Source organism: Nocardia sp. NBC_00416 (genome assembly GCF_036032445.1).
GTDB lineage: Bacteria > Actinomycetota > Actinomycetes > Mycobacteriales > Mycobacteriaceae > Nocardia.
The window spans coordinates 5,303,416-5,315,305 of record NZ_CP107932.1 but is presented as its reverse complement, the minus strand read 5'-3'; the positions used below and the strand labels follow the sequence as shown (position 1 = coordinate 5,315,305).

General features: G+C 67.0%; 9 protein-coding genes and 1 tRNA gene. 7 read left to right on the top strand and 3 right to left on the bottom strand.

Going from position 1 to position 11,890, the window contains the following annotated elements:
• Nucleotides 1–1,296, top strand: a complete 1,296-nt coding sequence (locus OG804_RS22860) for a DUF58 domain-containing protein (protein WP_328389724.1) — start codon at nucleotides 1–3, stop codon at nucleotides 1,294–1,296.
• Between the two features lie 2 nt (nucleotides 1,297–1,298).
• Here OG804_RS22860 and OG804_RS22855 read toward each other — a convergent pair whose 3' ends face one another.
• Nucleotides 1,299–2,090 carry an RDD family protein gene (locus OG804_RS22855; RefSeq protein ID WP_328389722.1) on the bottom strand — a complete coding sequence of 264 codons (792 nt, stop codon included), beginning with the start codon at nucleotides 2,088–2,090 and terminating at the stop codon, nucleotides 1,299–1,301.
• A 181-nt stretch (nucleotides 2,091–2,271) separates the two neighbouring features.
• Here OG804_RS22855 and OG804_RS22850 point away from each other — a divergent pair, with 181 nt between their 5' ends.
• Nucleotides 2,272–3,264 (top strand): stage II sporulation protein M, encoded by a 993-nt coding sequence (locus tag OG804_RS22850; protein WP_328389720.1) that lies wholly within the window; start codon nucleotides 2,272–2,274, stop codon nucleotides 3,262–3,264.
• An 826-nt stretch (nucleotides 3,265–4,090) separates the two neighbouring features.
• Here the strand turns inward: OG804_RS22850 and OG804_RS22845 are convergent.
• Both OG804_RS22845 and OG804_RS22840 read right to left on the bottom strand, forming a co-directional pair.
• Complete coding sequence (locus tag OG804_RS22845; protein ID WP_328389719.1) at nucleotides 4,091–4,858, bottom strand: SDR family NAD(P)-dependent oxidoreductase; 768 nt, start codon at nucleotides 4,856–4,858, stop codon at nucleotides 4,091–4,093.
• Nucleotides 4,859–5,053: 195 nt separating this feature from the next.
• Nucleotides 5,054–5,136 (bottom strand) — tRNA-Leu (locus tag OG804_RS22840).
• A 247-nt stretch (nucleotides 5,137–5,383) separates the two neighbouring features.
• On the opposite strand from OG804_RS22840, the gene OG804_RS22835 reads away from it, so the two are divergent.
• From OG804_RS22835 to OG804_RS22815, 5 genes are all read left to right on the top strand, one after another.
• On the top strand, nucleotides 5,384–6,763 hold the full coding sequence (locus OG804_RS22835) for an FhaA domain-containing protein (RefSeq protein WP_328389718.1): 1,380 nt from the start codon (nucleotides 5,384–5,386) through the stop codon (nucleotides 6,761–6,763).
• A 202-nt stretch (nucleotides 6,764–6,965) separates the two neighbouring features.
• Nucleotides 6,966–7,433: an FHA domain-containing protein FhaB/FipA gene (locus tag OG804_RS22830; RefSeq protein WP_328389717.1), complete on the top strand. Its 468-nt coding sequence runs from the start codon at nucleotides 6,966–6,968 to the stop codon at nucleotides 7,431–7,433.
• Nucleotides 7,430–8,926, top strand: a complete 1,497-nt coding sequence (locus OG804_RS22825; protein WP_328389716.1) for a PP2C family protein-serine/threonine phosphatase — start codon at nucleotides 7,430–7,432, stop codon at nucleotides 8,924–8,926. Before OG804_RS22830 ends, OG804_RS22825 begins: the two co-directional genes overlap by 4 nt.
• Nucleotides 8,926–10,404, top strand: coding sequence for an FtsW/RodA/SpoVE family cell cycle protein (locus OG804_RS22820; RefSeq protein WP_328389714.1), 1,479 nt, complete (start codon nucleotides 8,926–8,928; stop codon nucleotides 10,402–10,404). The genes OG804_RS22825 and OG804_RS22820 overlap by 1 nt, the downstream gene beginning before the upstream one ends.
• Nucleotides 10,401–11,867 carry a peptidoglycan D,D-transpeptidase FtsI family protein gene (locus OG804_RS22815; protein ID WP_328389712.1) on the top strand — a complete coding sequence of 489 codons (1,467 nt, stop codon included), beginning with the start codon at nucleotides 10,401–10,403 and terminating at the stop codon, nucleotides 11,865–11,867. The genes OG804_RS22820 and OG804_RS22815 overlap by 4 nt, the downstream gene beginning before the upstream one ends.
• Nucleotides 11,868–11,890: the final 23 nt, after the last annotated feature.

The window sequence follows — 11,890 nt, the reverse complement described above, 5'->3', positions numbered from 1 at the left end:
GTGGTCGTCACCGGCCGGCTGGTCGCCGTCGCGGCCGCGGCGGCGTTCGCGGTCATGCTGCTGGTCCCGTCCTGGATCGGGGTCCTGCTGGCCAGCGCGCTGATTCTCGCGCTGGCGGCGACCGACCGGCTCCTGGCCGCGCGTGGCGACGAGGTGACGCTGCAGCGTCCGGAGTTATCGGTGCTGCGGCTCGGCGCCCGCGCCGAGATCGAACTCACCGTCACCAACACCGGGCCCCGCGTCTTGCGGGGTGTGCTCTGGGACGACTGGCCCGACAGTGCGCGCGCCACCGACCGCGAACACCGGATCACGCTCCCCCCGACCGGCCGTACACGGCTGCGCACCACGCTCGCACCCGCGTACCGCGGTGACCGCACCGCCGGTCCGGTGACGCTGCGCGTATTCGGGCCGCTGGGTCTGGCCGGACACCAGTTCCACCGCACGGTCCCGGCGCGGGTGCGGGCGCTTCCTCCGTTCCGCAGCGAGCGATTGCTCGCCGCCAAGGTGAAACGGCTGCGGCATCTGGAAGGCCGCAGTCCGGCCGATCTGCGCGGCCAGGGCACCGAGTTCGACTCGTTCCGCGAATACGTACCCGGCGACGATGTCCGCACGATCGACTGGCGAGCCACCGCCCGGGCCACCGATGTCCTGGTCCGCACCTGGCGGCCGGAACGCAACCGGCAACTGCTGATGCTTCTCGACACCGGACGCGGTAGCGCCGCCCGCGTCGGCGAGGGCACCCGGCTCGAGTCGGCCATCGAGGCCGCGTTGCTGCTGGGCAGCCTGGCCGCGGCCGGCGGGGATATGGTCGGCCTGCTCGCTTACGACCGCGTGGCACGCGCCGAGGTGCGCACCAGCGTCGGCCGCGGACTGCAGCCGAAGTTGATGCACGCCCTGGCAGGGGTCGCTCCGGCCCTGGTCGATACCGACGCGGACGGATCGGTGCGCGCCGCGATCCAGCGGGCTCGTCGGCGCAGCCTCATCGTCTGGTTCACCAGTCTGGACGGCGCGACGGTGACCGAGAACCTGCTGCCGGTGCTGCCCGTTCTGTCCGAACGCCACCGGGTGCTCATCGTGTCGGTCACCGATCCGGATATCGCCGCCGCGGCCGCCGACCGCGGCGATCTGGACGCGCTGTACCGGGCGGCGGCCGCCGAATCCCGGATCGCCGAGCAAGCGGTGCTGCAGGAATCGCTGCGCCGGCGGGGAATCGGGGTGGTCGCCGCGGCCGCGGCGGATCTACCGGCGGCGCTGGCCGACGAATACCTCGAGCTCAAACAGTCCGGCGCGCTGTGAGATCAGGACTTCGGCGCGAACCGAACGGGTCGTGGCGCGAAGGCCGCCGGCGGCTGCAGCGACCGGCGTTGGCGCTCGGCGATCACACTGCCCAGTATCTGAACCGGCGGGTAGCCCGGTGGCGGGGCGACTCGCAGCCGGGCGCACACGGCGGCGACGAGCGCCTGTCCGAGGTCGTGTTGCGCGGCCGGTGTCAGCGAGTTGATCCGGGTCAGATATTGCCGCACGGCGAGCGCCAGGTCCTCCGGTAGCGCCGCCGGGTCGAGTTCGGCGGACCAGCCCGTCAGCCATACCGGCGGTATCGCCAGTGCGGGCACCGACAGCCGCTGCCGCATATGCACCACTACGGTGCCCGCCAACACATCACCCACCCGACGCCCGTTCGGCGAGCAGGTGGAGCTCACCACCGCGATCACACCGAAGAGTCCGAGCATCCAGAAATCGACGATGGCACCGGTCAATCCGCGAGTGAGGGCATGCCGGAAGTCCACCGGCCCCCCGTCGGCGCGGACCACGCGGAGCCCGAGCACCAGTTTGCCCGGCGTCGCGCCCCGCAGCAGTGTCTCCCAGGCGACCGGATAGCCGACGAGCACGGTGACCAGCGAGATCATCGTCAAGGTGGTGAACCAGGGGTTGGCGTCGTTCCCGTCGACGAGCAGCATCGATAGGGCGAAGAGCACGATCGCGAGCGCGGCCTGGAGAAGCAGATCGAGTACGAACGCGGCGCCGCGAGTCGGGATACGGGCGACCGGCAGCTCGATGGCCACGGCTTCGCCCGTGGTGAATTCAGCCATATCGCATAACATTCTTCCACGGCGGCCGGTCTCCGACCCTGGAGTCGATATCGCGGGGGCCCGCGCCACCCTCAGCTCGCCGAGTACGAGCCACCTACGCCGTGGCGATCGTGCCGTCCTCGGTGGGCGCCGGCGCGAACGAGGACCAGGACCGGAACAGGCGAGAGCGGGAGGCCGGCCGATGGATGTGGACGCGTACAGCGCGAGACACCGGCAGTTGTGGACCCGGCTGGATGTGTTGTCCCGCAAACGCAGGTTGAGCGGCGCCGAAGCGGACGAGTTGGTTCTGCTGTACCGACGCACCTCACAACAGCTGGCCCGCTTGCAGACGCACAGCCCCGAACCCGAACTCGTGGCGGGGCTCAGCGCGGTGGTGGCTCGCGCCCGCGGCCGGATCGTCGGGAGTTCGCCGGACACCTGGGCCGAGATCGTCCGGTTCTTCACTCACGGGTTCCCCGGCGCGGTTTATCGAGCCCTCGGTTGGTGGTTGGGCGTCGCCGTAGCGTTCCTCAGCGTGGCGGCCGGTTTCGCGACTTGGGTATCGGTGGACGATTCGGCTCGCGAATCGCTTGGGCTCCAAGGTGATACCGGCGCACTGACCGCCCCGGGCGGCGCCTTCGAGACGTACTACACCGAGCATTCCAACGACGCTTTCGCCGCAATGGTCTGGACCAACAATGCCTGGGTATCGGCCCTGGCGCTCTTCCTGGGCGTGCTCATCCTGCCCGTGCTCTACCTGCTCTTCATGAACGCGCTGAATATCGGCGTGACGGCGGGCCTGATGGCCGACGCCGGACGACTGGAATCGTTCTTCGGATTCCTGCTACCACACGGAATGCTGGAACTGACAGCCATTTTCATCGCAGGGGGCGCCGGACTGAAACTGGGCTGGACCCTGATCGATCCGGGCCGGATGAGCCGTGCCGAAGCGGTAGCCCACCAGGGGCGCCACACAGCCGCGATAGCACTCGGCCTGGTACCGACTTTGCTGGTAGCAGGCCTATTGGAAGGCTTCGTGACGCCGAGCGCGCTACCCACGCCGGCGCGGATCGCCTGCGGACTGATCGCCGAGGCGGCCTTTCTCGCCTACATCTTCACCGCCGGACGCAGGGCGAATCGGACAGACGCCGTCGCGGCCCACGAAACAGCACCCGTCCGGATGATTGCGATCTGATAGACAACCCTGAGCACACGGCAAACCGTCACATTTTGTGAGATAGCAGCAACGTGTGTGGCATGACCAGTGAGAATTCCCCCATTTGAATTCCGCTGGCCGCAGCGAGTCGCCGCTCTAGCTGCGGCCAGCGTTACCGTTGACTCTACACAATCGTTATCCCTACGCAACCCGTTGCGGCTGAGGTCACAGGTACGCGTCGCCGTCCGGCAAACTTCCAGAAACCCTAGGGTGGGACCCTTCCCAGCTAACTTTCAGCAGGCATCTTCAGGCTTGCAGCGGTGCTTTCATTTGCAAGTACATTTGGTTTTTACTGGTCACGGACATATCCGTAACCACGGTTACGCGCAATCGATTACCCGCTTGCCGGAGCATTCGCCCGAACCGCCGTTAACTCGACCGCCCCAGCGTCGACCTGCGCATTCGCGTGTCGTTAACACGGTTGCCCGACGCACGTCACAAGCAAAAGAAACCTCGGGTTTGTTTACTGAGGACAAACATGCCGCAGCCCCCGAATATGGGGTGTAGACGCGCCCCAAGGTAGTTAACCAAGGCGGTTCCATGACGTGAACTGGGTCACCAGCCCAGCAGATCGGGGCAAACCTCAGCAGCGGTGCCGCAACCGAAAATCTCTTGTGTGACCTTGATCTCATTCGGGCATACCGAGAGCGCGGCGGGCGATAGGCGCCGGAAAACGACCGCGCCGAACGGCGATCCACCTGCCGGGACGCCCGCACGATCCGGCCGGCGCCCGACATGAAAAAAGCCGGAGTGGCTACCACGCCCACGCGTGGCCACCGCTCCGGCCCCGGAAAATCGCGATCGATCACATGAGCGCGCCGCCATCGACTCGGATCTCGGTACCGGTGATGTAACGGCCGTCATCGGAACCCACCATCGCGACCACGCCGGCGATATCTTCCGGACTGCCCAGCGCACCCCCGTTCAGCCAGCCGGTCAGCCGGGCGAACAGTGTCCAGTCCGCGTCCTCCGGCTGTTCTGTGATGGATTCGGTGGTGATCCCACTCGTGATGCCGGCCGGGACGATGTTGACCGCCCGCAGCCCCTGCTTCGCGTACTCCAGGCCGATCGCGTGGGTGAAGGACGCCACACCCCCCTTCGACGCGGCATACGCGGCCAGGTACGGGGCGGCCTGGAAGGCCGACGTCGACGAGAGGTTGATGACAACACCCCGGCCGGATTCGAGCAGCGGCGGCAGCAGCGCCTGCGTCATCAGGAATGTTCCTGTGAGATTCACCGTGATGATCCGGTTCCAGTCGTCCAGCGACATCTCGTGAGTCCGGGCCGGTTTCAGGATGCCCGCGCAGTTGACGAGCACATCCAGCCCGCCCAGGTCTCGCGACACCGTGTCGGCGGCCGCCCGCACGGACTCGATATCAGCGATGTCCACCACCACCGTGCTCAGCCGGTCTGCCGCGTCGCCGGCCTTCTCCACCGTGCCGGCCAGACCCGGTTCATTGATATCGGCGGCGACGAGCCGGGCGCCCTCGTCCAGCAGCCGCAGGGCCACACCCTGGCCGATCCCCGAACCCGCACCTGTCACCAGCACTCGACGGCCTTCATATCTCCGCATGGCTTGAATTAGAACAGGTTCGCATCGGGAGTCAACGGGTTCCATCGATTTTCCGGCACGTTTCTGAAACACGTTCTAGATATCTGGGGAGTGGTGGAGCGAGCCGATTCACCGCTCGACGGCAGTACCCGGAAAGTCCTCGGCGGACACAACAGAAGAAGCCGTGAATCCACTGGATCCACGGCTTCTTCTCAGTGGGCGAAGGGGGACTTGAACCCCCACGTCCCGAAGGACACTGGCACCTGAAGCCAGCGCGTCTGCCATTCCGCCACTCGCCCGAGCGACGGACAGACACTAACACGGAGAAGTCGGGGAGACGAAATCGCATGGTCCGAGCCCACTGAACGGGACACGGACCACGGTTGGCGCCGGGTTTCACACGCCGGGGGAACTCCGGCACGGTTCCGGTAGTTACAGGTATAGCCGATCGTGGATATCATGCAGAGAACGTGCTCGTAGTGCGACACGCCGTACTCGCGTGTCGTCGTAAAGAATGAGGAGAGACTCACCGAAGGGAGGGCCCAGATGGGGATCGTCTCGCGTTTCGAGCGTCGCCTACAGGGCGCCGTCGGTGACGTCTTCGCCAGGGTCTTCGGCGGGAACGTCGTTCCCCAGGAGGTCGAGGCAGCGCTGCAGCGTGAGGCCGCCGACAAGATCCGAGATCTCGGCGGTGGGCATCTGCTCGCACCCAACAGTTATGTGATCACCATCAACTCGTCGGACCACCGGCAGCTCGATGCCGATCACGACCTCACCACCCGCGCTTTCGCCAAGCATCTGCAGGATTACATCCGTGATCAAGGCTGGCAGACGTACGGCGAAGTGCACGTGGCGTTCGAGGCATCCCCTACGCTGCACACCGGAATGTTCAGGACGAGCGGCAGCGTCGACCCCGACGCAGGCCGTGGAGCTGCCCCAGCTCGCCGCCCGGAACCGCTACAACGACCCGCTAACCCGCAACCAGGAGCTGGCCCCATGACGCAGAACTCTGGCTACGACCCGAGCCGTGAGCACGCGGAGTCCGATCCACGCAATCGCGGGTACGCTCCCGGACCCGCGGGACGCGGGCCGCAGAACGGCGCGTACCCCGAGGACTACGGTTCCGGCGCGCCCTACAGTGGCGGCCCGGACTATCAGAACGGCTACGACTACCAGCAGGGCGGCGCGTCCTACGACCAACAGGGCTACGGCGCGCAGCAGGGTTACGACCAGCAGGGCTACGCCCAGCAGCCCGGGTACGACCAACAGGGCTACGCGCAGCAGCCCGGGTACGACCAACAGGGCTATGCCCAGCAACCCGGTTACGACCAGGGCTACGACCAACAGGGCTATGCCCAGCAGCCCGGCTACGACCAGGGCTATCAGGGCCAGCCCGGTTATGACCAGGGCTACGACCAACAGGGTTACGCCCAGCAGCCCGGGTACGACCAGCAGGGCTATGCGCAGCAGCAGCCCGGCTACGACCAGGGCTACGACCAACAGGGTTACGCGCAGCAGCCCGGGTACGACCAGGGCTACGACCAACAGGCCTACGCCCAGCAGGGCGGGCAGGGCTACCCGCAGGGCCAGCAGGCCGGTTACGGCGCCCAGGGCGGATACGCGCCTGCCGCCGGCCCGGGCTTCTCGGCGACGCTCGCGCTCGACGACGGCAGCGGGCGGACCTACCAGCTGCGGGAAGGCAGCAACATCATCGGCCGCGGCCAGGACGCGCATTTCCGGCTCCCCGACACCGGGGTCTCCCGGCGCCATATCGAGGTGCGCTGGGACGGTCAGACCGCGATGCTCTCCGATCTCGGGTCGACGAACGGCACGCTGGTCAACGGGTCCCCGGTGCAGGATTGGCAACTCGCCGACGGCGACGTGATTCGCGCCGGGCACTCCGAGATCCTCATCCGTATTGTCTGATGCCGTAGGCTCGCCGTGCGGATCACGAGGCGGCTCTCGCATAATGGGGCGGTCCAATCGTGATCTGTCTCGTCCGGCGGCCCTATGATGTGCCAACACATGTGCGGCACCGCACCACGGGCCGCCACGACGAGCACTGCAGTGGGGTGGGTCGCACCACACCTACGGCACCGACACACGGTCGAACAGGAGGTGGAGCGCCGTGCAGGGACTGGTTCTGCAGTTGACCCGTGCCGGGTTCCTCCTGCTGTTGTGGCTGTTCGTGTGGGCAATCCTGCGTACCCTCCGCAGTGATATCTACGCGGCCTCCGGCATACGGCTCCAGACCCGCGGACCGCGTGGTTCCACGGTGCTGCCGTCCATGCGCCGAGGCCAGAAGGGCGCCAAATATCTTGTGGTGACTCAAGGTTCTCTCGCCGGTACCCGCATAACGCTCGGTACCCAACCGGTGCTGATCGGCCGTGCGGACGATTCGACACTGGTGCTCACCGATGATTACGCCTCTACCCGACATGCCCGGCTGTCCCTACGCGGTGACGACTGGTACGTCGAAGACCTCGGCTCGACCAACGGTACCTACCTCGATCGCGCCAAAGTCACCACCGCAGTCCGCGTTCCGCTCGGCACTCCTGTCCGGGTCGGCAAGACAGTGATCGAGCTCCGATCGTGACACTTGTTCTCCGCTACGCAGCGCGCAGCGATCGCGGCCTGGTCCGCGCCAACAACGAAGATTCCGTCTACGCCGGCGCCCGCCTGCTGGCCCTTGCCGACGGCATGGGCGGCCACGCGGCCGGCGAAGTGGCGTCGCAGCTGATGATCGCCGCACTGGCGCATCTCGACGACGACGAGCCCGGCGAGGATCTACTCGGCAAACTGAACCGAGCCACCCATGCCGGCAATTCGGCGATCGCCGAACAGGTCGAGGAAGAGCCCGAACTGGACGGGATGGGCACCACGCTCACCGCGATCCTGTTCGCGGGCAAGAAACTCGGCATGGTGCACATCGGCGATTCGCGCGCCTACATGCTGCGCGACGGCGAACTGGCCCAGATCACCCGGGACGACACCTTCGTGCAATCCCTGGTCGACGAAGGTCGGATCACCGCGGAACAGGCTCATACCCATCCGCAGCGGTCGCTGATCATGCGCGCGCTCACCGGCAACGAGATCGAGCCGACGCTGGTCATGCGCGAGGCCCGGGCCGGGGACCGCTATCTGCTGTGCTCGGACGGGCTGTCCGACGTCGTCAGCGACGAGACCATCCAGAACACCATGCGCGAGGGCAGTACCGACGAATGCGCCGACCGGCTCATCGAACTCGCCCTGCGCAGCGGCGGCCCGGACAATGTCACCGTCGTGGTCGCCGATGTGATCGACCTCGATTACGGGCAGAGCCATCCGATCGTCGCGGGCGCCGCCTCCGGTGAGACCGAGGACAATCCGCCCCCGAACACCGCCGCCGGGCGGGCCGCGGCCATGCGCCCGCCGGCCGCCGCCCCGCGCCGGGCGGCGGGCGAACCCGAACCGCAACCCAAGAAGTCACACAAACTGCGCTGGCTGATGCTGGCGGTAGCGCTCGTGCTCGCGGTGTGCGTCGGACTCGTCGTCGGCTACAAGATGATCCGGTCCAACTATTACGTGGGCGCGGACAACAACGGTGTCGTGATCATGCAGGGACTGCCCGGATCGATTCTGGGCTACTCCATCCACGACGTGCACCAGGTCGGTTGTGTGACCACCAAGGACGAGCTCAGTCTCATCGACAGCGGTACGGCACTGCCCGCGAACTGCCGGGCGCTCGAGGTCAGCGATCTCGAACAGACCGGCCGGGACCAGGTCGAGCGCGGGCTGCCGCCCGGCACCCTGGACAAAGCCCGCGAACAGATGCGGGTCCTCGCCGACCGCGAACTGCTGCCGGTGTGCAAGAAGAACGCGTCCGCCCAGCCGGGTGTGGTCACCACCACCCCGGCCCCGGCCCCGGCGCCGCCGGCCGCCCCCACCCCCGCCGAGGCGGCTCCGCCCGCCCCGGCCACCCAACCCCCCGTGCCCGGCGCCAACGGTGACAACCCCGCGCCGCCCGCACCACCGACCACGACCACCCCGGCGCCGACGACCACCGCTCAGCCCCAGATCGCCGGGGAGAACTGCCGGGTGACGGACTGATGTCCGCACCGGCACCACCGTCCGCCGGGGCTTTTCCGAGTCCCCCGGGCGGTTTCGCTCCGGCGCCGTCGCCGACGACCCGGCGCAATACCGAGTTAGTGCTGCTCGGATTCGCGGCCCTGATCACCACCGCCGCACTCGCCCTGGTCGAAGCGAGCCAGGAAGATTCGCTGACCTGGGATATCGCGAAACTCGGTCTCGCCTACCTGGGACTGTTCGCCGTGGCCCACCTTGCGGTGCGCCGCTTCGCGCCCTACACCGATCCATTGCTGCTGCCCATCGTGGCGCTGCTCAACGGCATCGGGCTGGTTCTCATCCACCGGCTCGACCTCGCCGATCAACAGACCGCGGCCTACAACTCCTGGGAGATCCCTTCTCCGGACGCCAACCAGCAGATCCTGTGGACCGCACTGGGTATCATCGTGTTCGTCACGATCCTGATCGTGCTGCGCGACTACCGCACCCTGGCGCGTTACGCCTACACCCTGGGTCTGGTCGGACTCGTCGCACTGGCCATCCCGGCACTGCTGCCCAGTTCGTTCTCCGAGGTCAACGGAGCCAAGATCTGGATCCGGCTGCCCGGTTTCAGCCTGCAACCCGGTGAGTTCGCCAAGATCTTGCTGATCATTTTCTTCGCCTCGGTGCTCGTCTCCAAGCGGGAACTGTTCACCGCCGCGGGGCGGCATTTCCTCGGCATGGAGTTTCCCCGCGCCCGCGACCTGGGTCCGATCCTCGCCGTCTGGATCGTCTGCATCGGCGTCCTTGTCTTCGAGAAGGATCTCGGCACTTCGCTACTGATCTTCAGCACGGTGCTGGTGATGCTCTACATCGCCACCGAGCGAGTGGGCTGGCTGTTGATCGGCAGCGGGCTGCTCGCCCTCGGCTTCCTGTTCGCGTATCAGATGTTCGGACACGTCCGGGTGCGCGTGGAGACCTGGCTGCACCCGTTCGACGACTACAACAACACCGGCTACCAGATCGTGCAGTCGCTGTTCGGCCTGGCCACCGGCGGTCTCGCCGGTACCGGGCTGGGCAGCGGCCGGCCCTCGCAGGTGCCCTTCGCCAAAACCGACTTCATCGTGACCACGATCGGCGAGGAACTCGGGCTCATCGGCCTGGCCGCCATCCTGATCCTGTTCCTGGTCCTGGTCCTGCGCGGGATGCGCACCGCGTTGGCCATCCGGGACAGTTTCGGCAAGCTGCTCGCGGCCGGGCTGTCGTTCACCATCGCCATCCAGGTCTTCGTGGTCGTCGGCGGCGTGACGAAACTGATTCCGCTCACCGGGCTCACCACACCCTTCGTCTCCTACGGCGGATCCTCGCTGCTGGCGAACTACGCACTCATGGCGCTGCTCATCAAGATCTCCGACGCGGCACGCGAACCTGCTCCCGCCCGGCGGCGCGAACCCACCCCCGCCCCGCTGGCCGAAGCGCAGACCGTGATGGTGTCACGACGGCAAGGGGGTCATCAGCGTTGAACACACCGCTACGCCGGGTGGCCATGGCGGTCATGGCGATGATCGTCGCCCTGCTGCTCAACGCAACCTATGTCCAGGTCATCAAGGCCGACGACTACCGCGCCGATCCGCGTAACTCGCGGGTCCTGCTCGACGAGTACTCGCGCCAACGCGGCCAGATCTCCGCCGGCGGCGCCGTGCTGGCCAGTTCGGTGGCCACCGACGACCGCTACAAGTACCTGCGCGTCTACCCCACCGATCCGCAGGCATATGCCCCGGTCACCGGCTTCTACTCGATGCAGTACGGGAGCACCGGGCTCGAACGCGCCGAGGACCCGGTGCTGAACGGGTCGGACGGACAGTTGTTCGGCAGCCGGCTGGTGGATCTGGTCTCCGGCCGGGATCCGCGCGGCGGCAATGTCGTCACCACGATCGATCCGGCCATGCAGCAGGTCGCCTACAACGAACTCACCAGCAAGGGCTACACCGGCTCGGTGGTTGCCATCGAACCCAGCACCGGCAAGATCCTGACCATGGTGTCCACGCCCAGTTACGACCCGAACCTGCTGTCCGGGCACGACGGCGCCCAGGGCACCCAGGCCTGGGAGAACCTGAGCGCCGACGAGAACCAGCCGATGATCAACCGAGCCATCTCGCAGACCTACCCGCCCGGTTCGACCTTCAAGGTGATCGTCACGGCGGCGGCACTTGCCAACGGGAAGGCGAATCCGCAGTCCCAGTTCACCGCGGCGCCCAACATCACCTTGCCGGGCACCAGCACGACGCTGGAGAACTACAACGGATCCACCTGTGGCTCCGGCCCCACCGCGTCCCTGTACGACGCTTTCCGGCGGTCGTGCAACACCGCGTTCGTGGAACTCGGTGTCGATGTCGGCGCCGCCTCCCTCGAAGACGAGGCCGCCGCGTTCGGCATCGGACCGCACCGCGGCATCCCGATGCCGGTCGCCGAGAGCACCGTGGGCAGTATCCCGGACAACGCCGCGCTCGCGCAGAGCAGTATCGGTCAGCGTGATGTCGCGATCACCCCGCTCGACAACGCGGTGATCGCGGCGACCGTGGCCAACGGCGGCGTCCGGATGGAGCCGTACCTGGTCGATCAGCTGCAGAACCCGGATCTGAGTGAACTGTCCACCACGGAGCCGGTGTCGGTCGGCCAGGCCGTCAGCGCGGAGGTAGCGTCTACGCTGACCGACCTGATGGTCGCCTCCGAGGAGAACACCGCGGGTAGCGGCGGAACGGCCTATCGGATCGCGTCGAAGACCGGTACCGCCGAACACGGCGCCGATCCGCGGAATACACCACCGCATGCCTGGTACATAGCTTTCGCGCCCGCCGAGAACCCGAAGATCGCCATCGCGGTCATCGTGGAGAACGGTGGTGACCGGGCGCTGGCGGCGACAGGCGGATCGGTCGCCGCGCCGGTTGCCCGCGCGGTGCTGGACGCAGGTCTGCGAGGTCGCTGAACGAGATGGATGTGCGAGTGAAT